Here is an 18,108-nt window from a genome sequence, read left to right as displayed (position 1 = left end):
ACCCGGTCTGCGGCGTCCCCCAGGAAGAGTCGTTCATCAGACCTCGAGCAGCTCGGCTTCCTTGTGCTTCAGGAGCTCGTCCACCTGGGCGACGTACTTCGCGGTGGTGTCGTCGAGCTCCTTCTCCGCACGGCGGCCCTCGTCCTCGCCGACCTCGCCGTCCTTGATCATCTTGTCGATGGTCTCCTTGGCCTTGCGGCGCACGGAACGGATCGAGATCTTGGCGTCCTCACCCTTGCCCTTGGCGACCTTGATGTAGTCGCGGCGGCGCTCCTCGGTCAGTTCGGGGAACACCACCCGGATGATGTTGCCGTCGTTGCTCGGGTTGACGCCCAGGTCGGAGTCGCGGATCGCCTGCTCGATGTTGCGCAGCGCGCTCTTGTCGAACGGCGTCACCACGGCCATGCGCGGCTCGGGCACGGAGAACGAGGCCAGCTGGTTGATCGGCGTCGGTGCGCCGTAGTAGTCGGCCACGATCTTGTTGAACATCGCCGGGTGCGCACGACCGGTGCGGATCGCGGCGAAGTCCTCCTTGGCGACCACGACGGCCTTCTCCATCTTCTCCTCGGCCTCGAGGAGGGTCTCTTCGATCACCACTTGCTCCTGCGTCTTGAGTAGGCCCGGCTGCGGTTCCTCTTCGGGGCGGCGGCCGGCTGCGTCGCGTCTTCTTCCTGCACGGTTCCCGACCGGCAGGACATTGTCCATCCCCCGGTCAGTTGCGCCCGGCTTGGTCACCGACCAGCGTGCCGATCTTCTCACCCTTGACGGCGCGGGCGATGTTGCCCTCCTTCAGAAGCTCGAAGACCAGGATCGGCAGGTTGTTGTCCCGGCACAGCGTGACAGCCGTGGCGTCGGCGACCTTCAGGTCCCGGGTGATGACCTCGCTGTAGCCGAGCGCGTCGAACTTCACCGCGTCGGGGTTGGTGTTCGGGTCCGAGTCGTAGACGCCGTCCACGCCGTTCTTGCCCATGAGCAGCGCCTCGGCGTCGATCTCCAGGGCACGCTGGGCGGCGGTGGTGTCGGTGGAGAAGTACGGCATGCCCATACCGGCGCCGAAGATGACCACACGGCCCTTCTCCAAGTGCCGTACCGCGCGCAGCGGGATGTAGGGCTCGGCGACCTGCCCCATGGTGATGGCCGTCTGCACTCGGCTGTCGACGCCTTCCTTCTCCAGGAAGTCCTGGAGGGCCAGGCAGTTCATCACGGTGCCGAGCATGCCCATGTAGTCGGAGCGGGCGCGGTCCATGCCGCGCACCTGGAGCTCGGCGCCGCGGAAGAAGTTGCCGCCGCCGATGACGATCGCGATCTCCGCGCCGTCCCGGACGACGGCCGCGATCTCACGCGCGATGGCGTGCACCACGTCGGGGTCGACGCCCAGGCCCCCGCCACCGGAGAACGCCTCTCCGGACAGCTTCAGCATAAACCGGCCGCGTACTTTGCCGTCGTCGCTCTTCTCAGCCTTGGTGGTCATCGGGGATCCCGCCTCTTTCGCGTGTTGCACATACGAAGAAGGCCACTGCCGGTGGGGCGGTGTTCGCATCCCATACGGCAATGGCCTCCTCGTCAGATCTGCTGTCGTCCGGCACGCGCGCGTGCGTGGACGCGTGTCCGAACGACTGCTGTCGACCCTATCGGGGTCGCGCGCCCGTCGCGGTACGGACTCAGATGCCGACCTTGATGCGCGTGAAGCGCTTCAGGGTGACACCGGCCTCGTCCAGGACCTTCTGGACGGACTTCTTGTTGTCCAGCGCGTAGGGCTGGCCGAGCAGCGTGGCGTCCTTGAAGAAGCCGTTCAGGCGACCCTCGACGATCTTGGCGATCGCGGCCTCGGGCTTGCCCTCGGCGCGGGTGGTCTCCTCGGCGATGCGACGCTCCGACTCGACGACCTCGGCCGGCACGTCCTCCTTGGCGAGGTACTTCGGCGCGAAGGCGGCGATGTGCTGCGCGACGCCCTTGGCGACCTCGGCGTTCGGCTGGTCGAGCTCGACGAGCACACCGATCTGCGGGGGCAGGTCGGGCATCGTGCGGTGCATGTACGCCGTGACGTAGCCGTCGGCGTACTGGGCGAAGCGGTCCAGGACGATCTTCTCGCCCAGGTTGGCGTTGGCCTCGTCCACGAACGCCTGGACGGTCTTGCCGGCCTCGATCTCGGAGGCGAGCAGCGCCTCGAGGTCGGCCGGGGAGGTCTTGGTGATGTGCTCGGCGATGGCGGCGGCCGCGGCCTGGAACTTCTCGCCCTTGGCGACGAAGTCCGTCTCGCACTTCAGCTCGACGAGGACACCGGAGGAGTTGTCACCGGCGATGATCGAGACCACGGCGCCGTTCTCGGCGGAGCGGCCCTCGCGCTTGGCGACGCCCTTCTGGCCCTTGATACGGAGCGCCTCGACGGCCTTGTCGACGTTGCCGTCGGCCTCGTCCAGCGCCTTCTTGCAGTCCATCATGCCGGCGCCGGTGAGCTCCCGGAGCTTCTTGACGTCGGCGGCGGTGTAGTTCGCCATGAGTCTGTGAGTCTTTCTCGAAGTCTGGAGGTTCTCAGATCCGCGGGGTCAGGGACCTTCCCCCGGAAGGGGCAGGTGCCCGGCGCGCCGCCGACCTACGGGTGAACGGCGGGAGCGGTTCGCTGAGTCACCGCTCCCGCCGTCAACGGCTCTGACGGGGTCAGGCCTGCTCGGCCTCGGCGGCGGGGGCCTCGGCGGGCTTCTCGGCCTCAGCCTCGGGAGCCTCGGCCGGCTTCTCGGCCTCGGCCTCGGCGGGCTTCTCGGCCTCGGCGGCGGCCGGAGCGGCCTCCTCGGCCTTCTTCTCGCCCTCGAGCAGGTCGCGCTCCCACGCGGCGAGCGGCTCGCCGGCGGCCTTGTCACCCTTGTCCCCGGTGGCGGCACCGGAGCGGGCGATGAGGCCCTCGGCGACGGCGTCGGCGATCACGCGGGTGAGCAGGGTGACGGAGCGGATCGCGTCGTCGTTGCCCGGGATCTTGTAGTCGACCTCGTCGGGGTCACAGTTGGTGTCGAGGATGGCGACGACCGGGATGTTGAGCTTCCGGGCCTCGCCGACCGCGATGTGCTCCTTCTTGGTGTCCACGATCCAGACGGCGCTGGGCACCTTCTGCATCTCGCGGATACCGCCGAGGGTCTTCTCCAGCTTGGCCTTCTCGCGGGAGAGGACGAGCAGTTCCTTCTTGGTGAGGCCGGAGGCGGCCACATCCTCGAAGTCGATCTGCTCGAGCTCCTTGAGGCGCTGCAGACGCTTGTAGACGGTCGAGAAGTTGGTGAGCATGCCGCCCAGCCAGCGCTGGTTCACGAAGGGCATGCCGACGCGGGTCGCCTGCTCGGCGATCGCCTCCTGCGCCTGCTTCTTCGTACCGACGAACATGACCGTGCCGCCGTGGGCGACGGTCTCCTTGACGAACTCGTAGGCGCGGTCGATGTACGACAGCGACTGGAGCAGGTCGATGATGTAGATGCCGTTGCGCTCCGTGAAGATGAAGCGCTTCATCTTCGGGTTCCAACGACGGGTCTGGTGACCGAAGTGGACGCCGCTTTCCAGCAGCTCCCGCATCGTGACGACGGCCATGGCCGTATCTCCTCGAATTTCTCGGTTGTGCCGCGGATGCCGGACGGCTTCCGCGCCTGACGCCCACGACGCGCCGTTGCCACGAAGGACCGAGGGGCGCTGACATCGGGGGACCGGCCGTGACCGGCCCCGATGTCGGGGCGTGCGAAGTCGACCCGGTGACCCGGGTCGCCACCAGAAGTGTACGGGACACGCGGGGTGCCGGGTGACGCCGTTGTCCACAAACGGGTGGTGGTCCACAGGTCCCGGCGGTGATCGGGTGCCCGCGCGACGCTGACCCGCATGCGAACGAGTCGATGGGTCGGAGCGGGTACGCGACTGGCCCTGCTGGTGATTCTGGCCGTGGCGGTGCTGTGGGCACCGCCGCCTCCGTCCTGGCTGCCGACGGGTACACGGACGGCGGACCCGGCGGGTGCGGACGGAGCGACGCCGGCCGTCGGGCGGGTGTGGCCGGTGGGCGTTCGGCCGCGGGTGCTGCGCGGCTGGGAGCCGCCGGCGACGGTGTACGCGCGCGGCCACCGGGGCGTGGACCTGGCGGCGGCCCCGGGAGCGCCGGTGCGGGCGGTGGCGGCGGGCCGGGTCCGGTTCGCGGGCCGGGTGGCCGGGAGGGGTGTGGTCTCGGTGGAACTGGCGGGGACGGGTGATCCCCCGCTGCGCACGACCTACGAGCCGGTCCGCGCGTCGGTGACCGAGGGCGACGAGGTGACGGCCGGTGAGGTGATCGGCGCGGTGGAACCCACGGGCTCCCACTGCACGGTTCCCTGCGTGCACTGGGGCCTCCTGAAGGCGGACACCTACCTGGACCCGCTCACCCTGCTGCCCCCGTGGCTCCTGCGCAGGGGCCCGTCGAGACTGCTACCGGTCCTGGGCGCCCCGGCACCGGCCTGAGCCACCCGCGGCCCCACGCCGCCGCCTCCCTCCCCGGACCGGCCGGCCCGGGGGACGGGCCCGCGCGGCGCCGGCACCGGGATCATCCGGCCCCGTCCGCACGGCGCCACCGCCTCCCTCGGCACGCACGGCCGCCGCGCCATGACACACCCCCATGGGAGGACCACCGGAGACCCCAAGGCCCGACTGGGGACGACCAGCCCTTACCCCACCCGCCCCCACGGGCGACACCGGCTCGGCCCGGGCGCGAGTCCCCTCTGCTCGCAGCACGCCCACGGGGACCACCGGCCGAGGGCGGGCCCGGACGGCCCGCTCGCGATGGCTCCGTTCGCCGCGGAGCAGGTGCGGTACGGACGGGTCCGTGGAGGCGGTTCACCGGCCGGACCGGGTTGCGGCGAGGTCAGCCGCGGACGCCCCTGAGGGCCATGGAGACCGCCGCGTCCATGATCGTGTCCGGGTGTTCCGCCGCGCCCAGTTCGATGCGGCGCACGGCGGCGTCGACCACGCCCTGGACCAGCATGGCCGCGAGCCGGGGCTCGGAGTGGCCCAGTTCGGCGAGGGCTTCGACGATCATCGCGATGAGGCCACCGTGTGCGGCGCGGATCTTCTCCCGCGCGCCGGCGTCGAGTTCGCTCGCGGAGATCGCGACGACGGCACGGTGCCGCCGGTCCCCGACCAGTTCCAGCTGTGTGCGGACATAGGCCTCGATCCTGGCCGCGGCCCCGTCGGCGTCCGCCATCGCGGCCTCCACCTCGGCGGCCCAGACCGGGAAGTCGACCTCGCACAACTCCTCGACGACGGCCGCGCGCGAGCGGAAGTACTCGTACACGGACGAACGCGCGAGGCCGGTGCGCTCGGCGAGGGCCGGAAAGGTCAGCGCCTCCGTACCGCCCTCGGACAGCAGGGAGCGTGCCGCGTCCAGCAGGGCGGCTCGCTGCATCGACCGGTGCTCGGCCACGGAGGCCGCTCGAATCCTTGGCACGTCCACCACTTTACGGACGCCGCGCCCGCGGCGGCCAGAGGAGGGGCCCGCTCCGCGCGGAACGACTCAGCGGCCGAAGCTCGCCAGTTTGGCGCGCAGCTGGAGCACGGACTTCGTATGGATCTGGCTGACCCGGCTCTCGGTCACGCCCAGCACATTGCCGATCTCGGCCAGCGTGAGCCCTTCGTAGTAGTACAGCGTGACCACGGTCTTCTCCCGCTCGGGCAGGGTGTTGATGGCCCGTGCCAGGAACCTCCGCAGCTCCCGGTCCTCGGCCACCACCACCGGGTTGTCCGCGGCCGTGTCCTCCAGGGTGTCCCCGACCTGCAGCAGTTCCTCCAGGGCGACGACATTGGCCAGCGAAAGCTGGCTGAAAACCGCGTGCAGCTCGTCCACGCCGATACCCATCTCGCCGGCGACCTCGCTCTCCGACGGCGTGCGCCGCAGCCTCGCCTCGAGCGTGGCGTAGGCGCGCTCGACGTTGCGCGCCTTCTGCCGCACCGAGCGCGGGATCCAGTCCAGTGCCCGCAGTTCGTCGATCATCGCGCCCCGGATGCGGGTGATCGCATAGGTCTCGAACTTGATCTCCCGGTCGACATCGAACTTCTCGATCGCGTCGATCAGTCCGAAGACCCCGGAGGAGACGAAGTCCGCCTGCTCGACATTGGGCGGCAGCCCCACACTGACCCGGCCGGCGACGTATTTCACCAGCGGCGAGTAGTGCAGGATCAGCTGCTCCCGCAGTCGTTCGTCCCCCGTCGCCTTGTACGACCGCCACAGCTCCTCGAGCGTCGAGGGAGCCGGCGGCCGCACGCTGCCACCGTCGCGGGCGGCTGGGGGGATCGCCGCCCGGTCGGACCCGGAGGTGTGCTGGGGCATTCGTCGCCTAGTGCCGTTCTGCCGTGGGCTGGTGCTGGCCGGATTCGCTGTCTGTCCGATGTCGGGCTTTGCCTGTCCGTGTCGGGATCCTCGTGAGCGTAGCGTGACTGCGGCGTCGCGGTGTGCGAAGAGGCGAGGCAGGGCCGTGCGCAGATACGTTCCGGACGCCGCCCCACCGGGGCATGCCCGTCGCTCTGTGTGATCACCCGGGTGTCCCAACTGGCTTATTTTCCCTGGGGCGTCGTGGTTCCCCCGGACGGCCGAACACGCTCCGTCAGCGGGTGTCCGGTCCTTCGCGGACCGGTGTCATCGCCTGGCGCGTCAACTTCCAGCCGTCGCCGTGTCGTTCGACGTAGCCAAGTGCTCGTAGTTCGTACAGTCTCGCGATCGCGTCGTCCGGGGTGGTCCGCGCGGCGAGGGCGATCTCCTCGGGCCGGACCGTGGCCCGCGCCGGAAGGGCGTCGAGGACCTGACGGCAGGCCGGGGCGAGGAGGTCCCGGGGCAGTACCGGTCCCCGGCGTTCCGGCGCGAGCTCGCCCATGTCGCCGACCAGTTCGACGACCTCGGCGGCATCGGTGACCAGGACCGCGTCCTGACGCAGCAGTTCGTGCACTCCGGCGGAGAGGCCGCTGGTGGCCGGCCCCGGAACGCCCATGGTGTGGCGGCCCAGGCGACGGGCCGCACGGGCTGTCACCAGGGAGCCGCTGCGGTGGGCGGCCTCGACGACGACCGTGCCCCTGGTGAGCGCCGCGATCACCCTGTTGCGGAGCACGAATCTGCTCGGTGTCGGATGATCGCCGGGCGGCAACTCACCGACGACCAGCCCTTGTTCGGCGATCCTGCCGATGAGTCCGGCGTGTCCGCGCGGGTAGGGCCGGTCGACTCCGCAGGCGAGGACGGCGACGGTGGCGCCGCCGGCGCCCAGCGCTCCGCGGTGCGCGGCGCCGTCGATCCCGTAGGCTCCCCCGGAGACCACGATCCAGCCACGCTCGGCCAGGCCCGCCGCGAGCGCGGCGGCCATGTACGCGCCGTACTCGGTGCAGGCGCGGGCGCCCACGACGGCGACCGAGCGCAGCGCCCACATCCGCAGGTCCGCACTGCCCCGCACCCACAGCCCGAGCGGCCTCGCGTCCCCCAGGTCGTCGAGCTGCCCGGGCCATTCGGCGGTTCCCGGACAGACGAACCGCACTCCGGCGTCCCGGGCGACGGCGAGATCCCGGCGCGGCTCGGCCCGCTCGGCCCGGGCCCGCAGCCCTGCCCACCGCTTACCGCTCACCCCGGGTGGCGGCTCACCGCCTTCCCTCAGCCGTCGCACCAGAGTGTCCACACCGAGTGTCCGCAGCCAGCGTCCGCCGACCTCGTCACCGGGTTCGAGGACCCGGGTGAGGAGGACCCGGCCGAGCAGTGCGTCGCCCCCGGGGCCGGGCTCCAGGCCCGTCGCCGAGCTCGTCCCGGCGCTCATACCGCCGCCCCGATGGCCATGGGCACCCCTCGCGGGACGCCGGTGCGCAGTTGCAGGGCGAGGGCGACGTCGGTGGCGTCGGGCCGGTCGTGGCCGGACAGGTCGGCGACGGTCCAGGCGACCCGCAGGACCCGGTCGAGCCCCCGGGCGCTGAGCACGCCGCGTTCCAGGCTCCGCTCCGCGTCGTCCAGGGCCCCGGGGGCGGCTCGCCAGCGGCTGCGCAGTTCCCGGCCCGGGATTTCGCTGTTGGTGCGCCACGGGGTACCGGCGAGCCGCGCCGCCGCGCGCTCCCGGGCCGCGCGCACCCGGTCGGCGACCCGCACGGTGGCTTCGCCGCCGGCGCCGCTCGCCGACAGTTCGCCACGGGTGACCCGGTCGACCTCGACCCGCAGGTCGACCCGGTCGAGCAGCGGTCCGGACAGCCGGGCCTGGTAACGGCGGATCGCCGCGGGCGGGCACTCGCACTGCTCGTTCGTCTGCGAGAAGCGCCCACAGGGACAGGGATTGGCGGCGAGCACCATGAGGAAGCGCGCCGGGAAGCACACGACCCCCGCGCTCCGCGCGATGATCACGTGCCCTGCCTCCAGCGGCTGACGCAACGCGTCCAGGACCTTGCTGCTGAACTCCGGTGTCTCGTCCAGGAAGAGCACGCCCCGGTGCGAGAGCGACACCGCTCCCGGCCGGGCCGTCCCGGGACCGCCGCCGACCAGTGCCTGCATCGTGGCCGAGTGGTGGGGGGCGCAGTAGGGCGCCGTGCCGATCAAGGGCTTGCCCGGGGGGAGCAGGCCCGCCACCGAGTGCACGGCCGTCACCTCGAGGGACGCCTGCCGGTCCAGTGGCGGCAGGATCGACGGCAGCCGCTCCGCGAGCATGGTCTTGCCGGCGCCGGGTGGTCCCTCGAGGAAAAGGTGGTGGGCGCCCGCGGCGGCCACCTCCACCGCCGTCCGCGCCGAGCGCTGGCCGACGACGTCCGCGAGGTCGTGCCCCTGGTCCTGGTGTGCCGCGCCGAAGGTGTGCATGCCGGTGGCCGCTCCGGTGCCCGGGAGGCGCAGCCCCGACAGCAGCGGGTCGGGCCGCTCCGGGTCCTCGGTCTGCTCCTCCGGCACCGGCTCGTCGGTGAGTACCGCGATCAGCTGGCGCAGGCTACGGATTCCCAGGACGGACACGCCCGGCACCAGCGAGGCCTCGGCGGCGGCGCACTCCGGCACCACCACCTGTTCGTAGCCCGCGTCGGCCGCGGCCAGTACCGCGGGCAGGATGCCGCGCACCGGGCGGACCCGGCCGTCCAGCCCGAGTTCGCCGATCATCACGAGGTCGGCCAGCACCCGTGGATCGATCCGCTCGGCGGCGCCGAGCACCGAGCAGGCAATGGCCAGATCGAAGCCGCTGCCGGCCTTCGGCACCGATGCCGGGCTGAGTCCCACGGTGAGTTTCTTCTGCGGCCACTCCCCGCCGGAGTTGACCACGGCGGCCCTGACCCGGTCCCGGCTCTCCGTCAGGCTCTTGTCCGGCAGCCCCACCAGCGTGAACGCCGCGACTCCCGGTTCCAGGTCGGCCTGGACCTCCACGACCACGCCCTCGACGCCCACCAGGGCCACCGAGCACGTACGGGCGAACCCCATGTCAGGCCACCCCCCGGACGTGCTCGACGACGGGTGCCCCACGGGCCGGCAACAGCACGCCGACCAGGTCGATGCGGACCCCGCCGGGCGGTGCTCCCCCGTGTTCCTGGAGCCAGCGCTCCGCGAGGCGCCGCAGCCGGGCCGCCTTGGCCCGCGTGAGCGCCTCCATGGGGTGCTGGAAGGGTCCTGCCCTGCGGGTCTTCACCTCGCAGACGACCAGGGCGTCGCCGTCCCTGGCCACGATGTCGATCTCTCCGGTCCGGCCGCAGCGCCAGTTGCGCTCCAGGACCGTCATTCCCGCCTGCGTCAGCCGCCGCGCGGCCAGGGTCTCGCCGTACCTGCCGAGTGCGCTGTGCGCCCGATGTGCGTCCATGGTCGGCACCACCTCCGGCGCCCAACGTCACGCATCCCGCTCCCCGAAGTGGATCTCGGTGGACGACCCGGCGGTTGTGGAGAACTCCGTCACCCGTACGAGCACCGCCCGCACGGGGCCCGGTCACCCGCTCGGCAGTTCCAGATCTCTCTTGGTGAGCTCCTCGATGTTCACGTCCTTGAACGTGAGCACGCGCACCTGCTTCACGAACCGGGCCGGCCGGTACATGTCCCACACCCAGGCGTCCGCCATCGACACCTCGAAGAACACCTCACCCTGGACCGAGTGCACCTGCATCTCGTAGTCGTTGGTCAGATAGAAGCGCCGTTCGGTCTCGATCACATATTTGAACAGACCGACGACATCTCGGTACTCCCGGTAGAGCTTCAGCTCCATCTCGGTCTCGTACTTCTCGAGGTCCTCGGCGCTCATGGCAGTTCCCCTTCAGCCGTGCGATCCCACCATTGTGCGCCTGTCCCGGGTGTCACCGGACGATTTCGGTGTCCAGGGTCACGGGGCGGGCGGGGGGACCCTCGTCGAGCAGTGTCCGCAGCAGCCCGGCGAGTCTGGTCGGATACACCGTCTCACGTGCACCGGTGAGTTCCGGACACGTCCACCAGCGCGCTCCGACGACACTGCGCCGCTCCAGCTCGGTCAGCGCCGTGGCGGCGGTCACCGTCTGCGCGGTACGGGCGAGGTAGTACCACTCGTCCTGGTCCCAGCGGCGCCCGGCGAACGGGAAGGAGCACCTGCGCCGCCACAGCACAGGGCCCAGCTCCACCTCCGTGATGCCGGTCTCCTCGGCGAGTTCGCGCAGCGCGGCCTGCTCGCGGGTCTCCTCGCCCTCGACGCCGCCGCCGGGGGTGAACCACCAGTCGTCGGCGGGGTCGTCCGGTTCGTGGCCGTGCAGCAGAAGGATGCGGTCCCGCGGGTCGAGCAGGACGACCCGGGCGACCCTGCGCAGTCCGCCCTCGTAGGAACCCTCGACCGCCGGTGCCGGCTCAGCGGACACCGGTGGTTCCCCCGTTCGCCCGGGCCCGGGACGCCCCCGCCCGGTTGGCGAGCGGGCCGTAGGCGGCCCCGCCGAGGACGAGGACGGCGCCGGCGATCACCGCGGCGACGACGGTCCTGAACGGGCCGGGCGAGGAGAGCGCACCGAGTTCTTCGAAACCGGTGGGTGCCGTCAGCATTCCGTCCAGGGGCCAGACCACGGCGTCGACCCGGGCCTGGACCGCGTCACGGGAGACGGTGCCGCCGGCGGCGTCGGTCAGATGGGCCGTGGAGTCCACCGACCCGGAGCGCTCGTCGCCGAGCAGGAACAGGCGCCCCTGCGGCACGGTCACCTCGGGAAAATCGGCGGACCCGGTCGCCGGGCCCTCGATGAGATCGGAGAGGTACGGTTCGTCGATCTGCTCGCCGTTGACCGTCAGCTTGCCGTTCTGGCAGCAGGAGACCTTGTCGCCGCCGACGGCGACCACCCGCTTCACCATGGGCGCGTTCGACCAGGTCGTGTCCGTGAAGACGACGACGTCACCACGGCGGACCTCGTCGCCGTCGATGCGCTCGGCCAGCACCCGGTCGCCCGCGCCGATCGTCGGCGCCATCGAGGTGGTGGGCACGGTGTACGGCCGGTACACCACCGCTCCCCAGACGAATCCGCCGAGGAACAGCACCAGCCCCAGGGCCACGGCCAGCCCGGACAGGCGCTGACCGGTCCGGCCACCCGCTCTGCCGCTGTCCGGACCGCTCGCGCCGGGGACCGTGCGCGTCGTGCTCTGACCACTCATGGGCCGCACCCTACCCGGCAGTACCGGACGCGGTCAGCCCTCTTCCCGGCCTGCTCCGTCGCCGTACCTCCGTCGCCGCCACAGCACCAGGGGCGCCGCACCCGCGAGTGCCAGACCCTGCGGCGCGACCGACAGGGCCGCGGCGGACGACGCGGCCTGCAGGCCGGGCTGGTCGAAGGTGTCCGGGACGGGCAGGTTGGACCAGCGGTTGATCGGCCAGGCGATGACGATGGCGCGGCCGACGACCTTGTCCACGGGGACGAAGCCCTCGTTCTTGTCCGCCTGGTTGTACCGCGAGTCCCGGGAGTTCTGGCGGTGGTCGCCCATGACCCAGATGTGGCCCTCGGGGACCTTCACCTTGAACTGGCCGCCCTGGTCGTCCTGGCTGCACGGGGTGTTGCCGGGATACACGTACGACGCCTCGTTCAGCGCCATGCCGTTGACCTTCAGCGGGCCGGTGCCCTTGCACTCGATCGTGTCACCGCCGACGCCGATGACCCGCTTGATCAGGTCCTTCTCCTCCGCGGACGGCATCAGGCCGATCCAGCTGAGGACCTTCTGCAGGGGGTTCGGATCGGGCGTCGGCTCGCCCGCCAGCCAGTTGTCGGGGTCGTGGAACACCACGACCTCGCCGCGCTCGGGCTCGGAACCGAACCAGGGGGTCAGCTTGTCGACCAGGACCCGGTCACCCTGCTGGAGGGTGTTCTGCATCGAGTCGGACGGGATGGAGAACGCCTGCACCAGGAACGTCTTGATCAGCAGCGCCAGTACCAGCGCGATACCGATCAGGATGGGCAGCTCCTTCCAGAAGGAGCGGGGCTGCTTCGCCCGTGGAGAGCCGTCGCCCGAACCTCCCCGGCCGGCCGGGGGCTGCCCGTCCCCGGGGCCTTCGCCATCCGCCGAGGAGTGTTTCCCGGAGGTCACGGAGTCGTCCCCAGCGGGATAGGCCGTCTCCGCGGGACGCCCGCGGTGCTCCTCGCCCTCGCGTCCGGACCGTGCGCCAACCGCCGCATCCCCCACGCCAACTCCTCACTCTCTGCCGCCGCCCGCGCCATGTCCGGCGCAGGCCCACCACTCCCATAACGAGCGGGAGTTCCGCAGGGCTCGGGAGTTGGACCATTCCCTTGGGATCGTCCGGGGCAACCCTATGCGACAGCGGGGCGGCAGCGGTCGACCCCGGCGCGGAGTCCGACACGGAGGCGTAGGTCGTGGGTTCCTCCAGGGTGTTCCAGTGACCGAGTGGCCAGGCGATGACCATGGCCCGGCCCACCACCTCCTCCTCGGAGACGGTGCCGCCGTAGTCGGTGTCCTGGTGGGAGCGGGAGTCGGCGGAGTTCGCCCGGTGGTCACCCATCACCCACAGCCGCCCCTCGGGCACGGTGATGTCGAACGGGGTCGTGGAGGGGGCGTTGCCGGGGTAGAGGTAGTCCTCTTCCAGGGGAACGCCGTTGACGGTGACACGGCCCTGCTGGTCACAGCACTGGACCCGGTCGCCGCCGACGCCGACGACCCGCTTGATGAGGTCCTTGTCGTTCTCCGACGGCAGCAGTCCGATGAAGGTGAGCCCTTCCTTGATCTGCTTGATCCCGACGGGATCGTCCTTCTTCGGGCTCGTCTGCTCGTCCTGGAGCCAGCCGCCGGGGTCCTTGAAGACGACGACGTCACCGCGCTGCGGCTCGGACCCGAACCACGGCGTGAGCTTGTCCACCAAAACCCGGTCGCCGATCTGGATCGTCTGCTCCATGGAGCCCGAGGGGATGACGAAGGCCTGGACCAGGAACGTCTTCAGGACCAGCGCGATCAGCACGGCCACGCCGATGAGAAGGGGGATCTCCTTGACCGCGCCACGCCTGCGGCGCCGCTTGACCTTGCGCTGGAGCTTGCGGCGTTCGGCCCGGCTGCGTCCGGGAGCGGGGCCGGCCGCGCGGCGGGATCCGGTGGGCAGCAGGTTCTCCGCGGCGCTCTCCGGGACACCGCGAGGTTTGCCGCGGTTACCCATGTCCGCCCTCCGCCGGACGGGCCGCCTCACGCGCGGGGACGCGGTCGTAGGCGTCGGGCCGCTGCAGCCGGGTGGCCCGGCCGAAGGGCCATACGATCCCGTCGGCGCGGCCGATCACCTCGTCCACGGGGACCATGCCGCCGCCGGGTGAGCCGAGGCGGTCGCGGGAGTCGCTCGAGTTGCCGCGGTGGTCGCCGAGGACGAACAGCCGCCCGTCGGGCACGACGACGTCGAACGGCACCGTGGAGGGGCTGTCTCCGGGGAACAGGAAGCCCGACTCGTCGACCGACCGGCCGTTCACGCGGATCCTCCCCTCCCTGTCGCAGCAGACCACGTGGTCTCCGCCCACCCCGACGACGCGCTTGATGTAGTCGGCCTCACCGAAGTACCCGGTGCCGTCGAACACGATCATGTCCCCGCGGCCCGGCCCGTCACCGAACCGGTACGCCAACTTATTTACGAGAACGCGGTCCCCGACCCTCAATCCGGGCTCCATCGATCCACTCGGGATCTCGAACGGCCGCGCCACGAACGTGTTGACGGCCATCAGGAACAGCAGACAGAGCAACAGGGTCAGGGTAATGCGCCCGCCGGGGAGCCAGTGCGTGATGCGCGGCACCAACGCGGAGCGCGACCGCTCCTCCGGACCCACCGTTCCCGAGGTGTCCTCGGGTCCGGCCGTGGAGAAGGAACGGTCGCGCTCCGTCGGCTGTGCTTCGGTGTCCATCGGGGCCACATGCTATCCGGCCCCGGTGCGACGGCGGTGAAGCGCTCAGTTCTCGCGCTTCTCCTTGATCTTGGCAGCCTTGCCGCGCAGCTCACGCAGGTAGTACAGCTTGGCGCGGCGGACGTCACCCCTGGTAACGAGCTCGATCTTCTCGACGATCGGGGTGTGCACCGGGAAGGTGCGCTCGACGCCGACGGAGAAGGAGACCTTGCGGACCGTGAAGGTCTCGCGGACGCCGGCACCCTGGCGGCGGATCACCACGCCCTTGAACTGCTGCACACGGGAGCGGTTGCCCTCGATGACGCGCACGTGGACGTTGACGGTGTCGCCGGGGCGGAACGCCGGGACGTCGCTGCGCAGCGACGCGGAGTCGACGGAGTCGAGCAGGTGGGACATTTCGTCTGCTTTCTTCGCTGATGCCGCAGGTCATCAACGGCAACTAGGGTTTGCGGACCGAAGAGTGCGGTACGGGCGGGCGTCATGTCCCCCTGCGGCAGGGGCGCACGCCGGACGACGCACAACAGCGGCCTATTCTTCCACGCCGTCGGTCCTGTGCCAAAATCGGCCGTACGGCTCTCCCGCCGGGTCCGGCGCCCAGCCCAGGATGGACAGCATTTCGCGGTCCTTCTTGTCGAAGGCCCCGGGGTCGCAGCGTTCGATGAGGTCGGGCCGGTGGGCCGTGGTGCGGCGCAGCGCCTCGTCGCGCCGCCAGCGGGCGATCTTCCCGTGGTGACCGCTGAGCAGCACGTCCGGAATCCCCCGCTCGCGCCATCGCGGCGGCTTGGTGTAGACGGGGCCCTCCAGCAGGCCGGCCATGGCACCCGGCGCGAAGGAGTCGTCGCGGTGCGATTCGGCGTTGCCGAGGACTCCCGGGAGCAACCGGGCCACGGCCTCGGTGACCACGAGGACGGCCGCCTCGCCGCCCGCGAGGACGTAGTCACCGATGGACACCTCGTACACGGGTATCCGGGTCGCGTACTCGTCGATGACGCGGCGGTCGATGCCCTCGTAGCGGGCCGGGGTGAAGATCAGCCAGGGGCACTCGGAGAGGTGGACCGCCAGTTCCTGGGTGAAGGGCCGGCCGCTGGGAGTGGGCACGATCAGGGCCGGCTCGCCGGAACCGGTCTCGTAACCGTCCGCCAGCACCGAGTCCAGCGCGTCTCCCCAGGGCTCGGTCTTCATGACCATGCCGGGGCCGCCGCCGTACGGGGTGTCGTCGACGGTGTTGTGCCGGTCGTAGGTCCAGGAGCGCAGGTCGTGAACATGCACGTTCAGCTGTCCACGCGCGCGCGCCTTGCCGACGAGGGAGACGTTCAGCGGCTCCAGGTACTCGGGGAAGATCGTGACGACGTCGAGCCGCATCACGCCTCGTTCCCGGTGGTGTCCAGCGCGGAGGCGGTCTCGGCCCGGTCGTCGATCAGACCGGGCGGCGGATCGATGACCGCGCGCTGTTCCTCCAGGTCGATCTCGGTGACGATCTCCTCGACGAACGGCACATAGACCTCGGTGCCGTCGGGGCGCTCGACCACGAAGAGGTCCTGGGTGGGCAGGTGCGAGATCTCGGTGATCCGGCCGACCTCCTCGCCGTCCTTCGTGACGACGTCGAGGTCGATCAGCTGGTGGTCGTAGTACTCGTCCTCGTCCTCGGGCCGCTCGTCCGGGTCGACGTCGGCGATGAGGAGGGTGTTGCGCAGCGCCTCGGCGCCGCTCCGGTCGTGGACACCCGCGAAGCGCAGCAGGAGCCGGCCGCTGTGCACCCGGCCGGTCTCGATGGTGAGCGGACCGACCGAGGCGGGGTCGGTGGCCAGGACGGCACCGGGCCCGAGCCTCACCTCCGGTTCGTCGGTACGGACCTCAACGGTGACCTCGCCCTTGATGCCATGGGCACGGCCGATGCGAGCGACTACCAGCTGCACTGTGCTTGATCTCCTGTCGGACGGCGACGAGCCACTCACGGCTCGAACGACTACGGGCCGGGGACGGCCCAGTGGCCCTCCCCGGCCCGAGCCGGTGCTGCGTTTGGCGTCAGCGGACGTGGTCCACGTCGACGAGGTCGACACGGATACCGCGGCCGCCGATGGCGCCCACGACGGTACGCAGAGCGCGCGCGGTGCGGCCGTTGCGGCCGATCACCTTGCCGAGGTCGTCCGGGTGGACCCGGACCTCGAGCACGCGCCCGCGGCGCAGGTTGCGTGAGGCGACCTGCACATCGTCGGGATGGTCGACGATGCCCTTCACGAGGTGCTCGAGAGCCTCCTCGAGCATGCTCAGGCCTCGGTGGACGCGGACTCGGCCGGGGCCTCGTCCTTCTTCTCAGCCTTCTTCTTCTGGGTGATCGCCTCACCCTTGCCCTCGTCCTCGCCGCCGAACGCCTCGAACGACGGACGGGCAGGCTTCTCGGCCCGCTGCAGCAGCGGAGCAGGGGCGGGCTCGCCCTTGAACTTCTGCCAGTCGCCGGTCTTCTTCAGGATGGCGAGCACGGGCTCGGTCGGCTGGGCGCCGACACCGAGCCAGTACGCCACGCGCTCGGCGTCGACCTCCATCACCGACGGGTTGTACGTCGGGTGGTACTTGCCGATCTCCTCGATGGCCCGGCCGTCACGGCGGGTACGGGAGTCGGCGACGACGATGCGGTAGTGAGGCGAACGGATCTTGCCCAGACGCTTCAGCTTGATCTTGACTGCCACGGGAGTGGGTTCTCCTGGATTTGACGTGGGTGGGCACGGCGAGAATGCCGCGTGGGGTTGCGGTACCCGAGTGCCCGATGGACGCGTCAGCCGGAGGAGAGAGGGGTCCTGTGCGACTGTCGAGTACAGCTAGCCATTGTGCCACACCCTGCGGGGCGCGCTTCACCGAGGGGGCCCGCCTGTGCGCGGGCAGCCCGCGGAAACACCCGGCGTCCTGGTGACCGTGCGGCGGGTGCGCCACTCGGCGCCGCAAGGTGCCGCCGCGGACACCCGTGCCGCCCAACAACACGACTTGCCCGCGGCGGTACGGGTGTACGCAATGAAGCCGAGGACCCCCGGCACCCACGAGGTGCCGGGCGCTCAGCTCGCTGCCATGACCTCCGGGATCCGGAACGGTTTGCCGCAGCCGCCGCAGACGATGGGGGCCTGGGCCAGGACGGACGGGACGACGCGGACGTTGCGGCCGCAGTCGCAGACGGCCTTGACCCGCACACCACCCCCGGAGGAGCCGTGCCGCGCGGCCGGCCCGCGGAAGCTGCGGGCGGTGTCGCCCGCGGTCGCCGCGGTGTGGGCCTTCAGGGCGCGATGGAGACGTTCCGTCGTCGGACGGTAGCGGCGCTTCGCCTCGGGGGTGAGCGTGACCAGCGAGAAGCCGCTGCTGGGATGCGGTTCCTCGGGGTGATCCAGGCCCAGCTCCTCGGCGATCGCGAGGAATCTGCGGTTGTGGTAGCGGCCGGCGCGGGATGTGTCGCGTACGCCGCGCGCGGCGGCGACGCCATGGACTGCCTCGTGCAGCAGTCGCTCGAAGGAGAGTTCGTGACCGCACGCGGACGACGACTCCCCGATCAGGGACTCGGGCGCGGCAAGATCGGGCAGTTCGGGGTGGTACCGCTGAATGTCGGCCCACGCCTCTGCCAGCTCTGCGGCGAGAACAGGTGGTGTCTGTGTCGTGCTCACGTAATCACAACGAGCGCGGGTGCCTCTGTGTTCCGATTCCGGGGCATCCCAAATAATTTGCACGTACCCGTCAGTTGCCACTGATGCGTCCTGACGAGGGCGGGTGCGCTGATCTGCGGAGAAGCCTCGCAGCTCACCTCAAGGTGGTGCGTAGGCTGACGTACGCCCACCCGTC

At 70.8% G+C, this 18,108-nt stretch carries 21 protein-coding genes and 1 pseudogene; 1 reads left to right on the top strand and 21 read right to left on the bottom strand.

The genetic code is table 11. The features are described 5' to 3' along the window. Positions 1–36: 36 nt before the first annotated feature. From frr to rpsB, 4 genes are all read right to left on the bottom strand, one after another. Positions 37–594 (bottom strand): ribosome recycling factor, encoded by a 558-nt coding sequence (gene frr, locus ACIF9R_RS10585; protein WP_399977142.1) that lies wholly within the window; start codon positions 592–594, stop codon positions 37–39. 118 nt (positions 595–712) lie between these two features. Further along, complete coding sequence (pyrH, locus tag ACIF9R_RS10580; protein ID WP_399977140.1) at positions 713–1,471, bottom strand: UMP kinase; 759 nt, start codon at positions 1,469–1,471, stop codon at positions 713–715. Between the two features lie 190 nt (positions 1,472–1,661). Next, entirely contained in the window at positions 1,662–2,498 is an 837-nt protein-coding gene (tsf, locus tag ACIF9R_RS10575) for a translation elongation factor Ts (RefSeq protein ID WP_399977138.1), read from the bottom strand. A 160-nt stretch (positions 2,499–2,658) separates the two neighbouring features. Next, the gene (rpsB, locus tag ACIF9R_RS10570) at positions 2,659–3,570 is read right to left on the bottom strand and encodes a 30S ribosomal protein S2 (protein WP_399977136.1); all 912 of its coding nucleotides are present in this window, start codon (positions 3,568–3,570) and stop codon (positions 2,659–2,661) included. Positions 3,571–3,852: 282 nt separating this feature from the next. Between rpsB and ACIF9R_RS10565 the strand changes: the two genes are divergently transcribed. Beyond that, entirely contained in the window at positions 3,853–4,458 is a 606-nt protein-coding gene (locus ACIF9R_RS10565) for a M23 family metallopeptidase (RefSeq protein ID WP_399977134.1), read from the top strand. A gap of 400 nt (positions 4,459–4,858) precedes the next feature. On the opposite strand, the gene ACIF9R_RS10560 is transcribed toward ACIF9R_RS10565, so the two are convergent. The 17 genes and pseudogenes from ACIF9R_RS10560 to ACIF9R_RS10480 form a co-directional block, all read right to left on the bottom strand. Then, positions 4,859–5,416, bottom strand: a complete 558-nt coding sequence (locus ACIF9R_RS10560; RefSeq protein WP_399977280.1) for a TetR/AcrR family transcriptional regulator — start codon at positions 5,414–5,416, stop codon at positions 4,859–4,861. A 90-nt stretch (positions 5,417–5,506) separates the two neighbouring features. Beyond that, on the bottom strand, positions 5,507–6,319 hold the full coding sequence (gene whiG, locus ACIF9R_RS10555) for an RNA polymerase sigma factor WhiG (protein ID WP_399977132.1): 813 nt from the start codon (positions 6,317–6,319) through the stop codon (positions 5,507–5,509). 274 nt (positions 6,320–6,593) lie between these two features. Further along, entirely contained in the window at positions 6,594–7,781 is a 1,188-nt protein-coding gene (gene dprA / locus ACIF9R_RS10550; RefSeq protein WP_399977129.1) for a DNA-processing protein DprA, read from the bottom strand. Next, on the bottom strand, positions 7,778–9,403 hold the full coding sequence (locus ACIF9R_RS10545) for a YifB family Mg chelatase-like AAA ATPase (protein ID WP_399977126.1): 1,626 nt from the start codon (positions 9,401–9,403) through the stop codon (positions 7,778–7,780). The genes dprA and ACIF9R_RS10545 overlap by 4 nt, the downstream gene beginning before the upstream one ends. 1 nt (position 9,404) lies before the next feature. Continuing rightward, positions 9,405–9,776, bottom strand: coding sequence for a YraN family protein (locus tag ACIF9R_RS10540; RefSeq protein WP_399977123.1), 372 nt, complete (start codon positions 9,774–9,776; stop codon positions 9,405–9,407). 123 nt (positions 9,777–9,899) lie between these two features. Beyond that, on the bottom strand, positions 9,900–10,208 hold the full coding sequence (locus ACIF9R_RS10535; protein WP_399977121.1) for a DUF2469 domain-containing protein: 309 nt from the start codon (positions 10,206–10,208) through the stop codon (positions 9,900–9,902). A gap of 52 nt (positions 10,209–10,260) precedes the next feature. Beyond that, complete coding sequence (locus ACIF9R_RS10530) at positions 10,261–10,788, bottom strand: NUDIX hydrolase (RefSeq protein ID WP_399977119.1); 528 nt, start codon at positions 10,786–10,788, stop codon at positions 10,261–10,263. Continuing rightward, positions 10,778–11,563: a signal peptidase I gene (gene lepB, locus ACIF9R_RS10525; RefSeq protein ID WP_399977116.1), complete on the bottom strand. Its 786-nt coding sequence runs from the start codon at positions 11,561–11,563 to the stop codon at positions 10,778–10,780. Before lepB (ACIF9R_RS10525) ends, ACIF9R_RS10530 begins: the two co-directional genes overlap by 11 nt. Before the next feature lie 33 nt (positions 11,564–11,596). Further along, positions 11,597–12,583: a signal peptidase I gene (gene lepB / locus ACIF9R_RS10520; RefSeq protein WP_399977114.1), complete on the bottom strand. Its 987-nt coding sequence runs from the start codon at positions 12,581–12,583 to the stop codon at positions 11,597–11,599. Continuing rightward, positions 12,474–13,562: pseudogene (lepB, locus tag ACIF9R_RS10515) on the bottom strand (signal peptidase I); the annotation flags it as partial. The pseudogene lepB (ACIF9R_RS10515) and the gene lepB (ACIF9R_RS10520), both read right to left, overlap by 110 nt. Beyond that, complete coding sequence (gene lepB / locus ACIF9R_RS10510; RefSeq protein WP_399977111.1) at positions 13,555–14,289, bottom strand: signal peptidase I; 735 nt, start codon at positions 14,287–14,289, stop codon at positions 13,555–13,557. The gene lepB (ACIF9R_RS10510) and the pseudogene lepB (ACIF9R_RS10515), both read right to left, overlap by 8 nt. A gap of 45 nt (positions 14,290–14,334) precedes the next feature. Beyond that, positions 14,335–14,685, bottom strand: a complete 351-nt coding sequence (gene rplS, locus ACIF9R_RS10505) for a 50S ribosomal protein L19 (RefSeq protein ID WP_004924850.1) — start codon at positions 14,683–14,685, stop codon at positions 14,335–14,337. A gap of 132 nt (positions 14,686–14,817) precedes the next feature. Beyond that, positions 14,818–15,651 (bottom strand): tRNA (guanosine(37)-N1)-methyltransferase TrmD, encoded by an 834-nt coding sequence (gene trmD, locus ACIF9R_RS10500; protein WP_399977278.1) that lies wholly within the window; start codon positions 15,649–15,651, stop codon positions 14,818–14,820. Beyond that, positions 15,651–16,205 (bottom strand): ribosome maturation factor RimM, encoded by a 555-nt coding sequence (gene rimM / locus ACIF9R_RS10495; protein ID WP_399977108.1) that lies wholly within the window; start codon positions 16,203–16,205, stop codon positions 15,651–15,653. The genes trmD and rimM overlap by 1 nt, the downstream gene beginning before the upstream one ends. A 109-nt stretch (positions 16,206–16,314) precedes the next feature. Then, positions 16,315–16,554 carry an RNA-binding protein gene (locus ACIF9R_RS10490; RefSeq protein ID WP_399977106.1) on the bottom strand — a complete coding sequence of 80 codons (240 nt, stop codon included), beginning with the start codon at positions 16,552–16,554 and terminating at the stop codon, positions 16,315–16,317. Between the two features lie 2 nt (positions 16,555–16,556). Beyond that, on the bottom strand, positions 16,557–16,976 hold the full coding sequence (gene rpsP, locus ACIF9R_RS10485; RefSeq protein ID WP_399977103.1) for a 30S ribosomal protein S16: 420 nt from the start codon (positions 16,974–16,976) through the stop codon (positions 16,557–16,559). Between the two features lie 360 nt (positions 16,977–17,336). Then, positions 17,337–17,933, bottom strand: a complete 597-nt coding sequence (locus ACIF9R_RS10480; protein WP_399977100.1) for a hypothetical protein — start codon at positions 17,931–17,933, stop codon at positions 17,337–17,339. Between the last annotated feature and the right edge of the window lie 175 nt (positions 17,934–18,108).

It is taken from the genome of Streptomyces sp. NPDC086080 (assembly GCF_044540255.1).
GTDB lineage: Bacteria > Actinomycetota > Actinomycetes > Streptomycetales > Streptomycetaceae > Streptomyces.
This window is presented reverse-complemented; position numbering and strand designations above follow the sequence as displayed.

Coding starts and splice junctions, on each gene's coding strand:
- ACIF9R_RS10545 (WP_399977126.1), bottom strand. CDS start 9,403: ATGGGGTTCGCCCGTACGTGCTCGGTGGCCCTGGTGGGCGTCGAGGGC.
- pyrH (WP_399977140.1), bottom strand. CDS start 1,471: ATGACCACCAAGGCTGAGAAGAGCGACGACGGCAAAGTACGCGGCCGG.
- rpsB (WP_399977136.1), bottom strand. CDS start 3,570: ATGGCCGTCGTCACGATGCGGGAGCTGCTGGAAAGCGGCGTCCACTTC.
- trmD (WP_399977278.1), bottom strand. CDS start 15,651: ATGCGGCTCGACGTCGTCACGATCTTCCCCGAGTACCTGGAGCCGCTG.
- ACIF9R_RS10490 (WP_399977106.1), bottom strand. CDS start 16,554: ATGCTCGAGGAGGCTCTCGAGCACCTCGTGAAGGGCATCGTCGACCAT.
- lepB (WP_399977111.1), bottom strand. CDS start 14,289: ATGGACACCGAAGCACAGCCGACGGAGCGCGACCGTTCCTTCTCCACG.
- whiG (WP_399977132.1), bottom strand. CDS start 6,319: ATGCCCCAGCACACCTCCGGGTCCGACCGGGCGGCGATCCCCCCAGCC.
- ACIF9R_RS10540 (WP_399977123.1), bottom strand. CDS start 9,776: ATGGACGCACATCGGGCGCACAGCGCACTCGGCAGGTACGGCGAGACC.
- tsf (WP_399977138.1), bottom strand. CDS start 2,498: ATGGCGAACTACACCGCCGCCGACGTCAAGAAGCTCCGGGAGCTCACC.
- lepB (WP_399977116.1), bottom strand. CDS start 11,563: ATGAGTGGTCAGAGCACGACGCGCACGGTCCCCGGCGCGAGCGGTCCG.
- dprA (WP_399977129.1), bottom strand. CDS start 7,781: ATGAGCGCCGGGACGAGCTCGGCGACGGGCCTGGAGCCCGGCCCCGGG.
- ACIF9R_RS10565 (WP_399977134.1), top strand. CDS start 3,853: ATGCGAACGAGTCGATGGGTCGGAGCGGGTACGCGACTGGCCCTGCTG.
- rplS (WP_004924850.1), bottom strand. CDS start 14,685: ATGTCCCACCTGCTCGACTCCGTCGACTCCGCGTCGCTGCGCAGCGAC.
- ACIF9R_RS10535 (WP_399977121.1), bottom strand. CDS start 10,208: ATGAGCGCCGAGGACCTCGAGAAGTACGAGACCGAGATGGAGCTGAAG.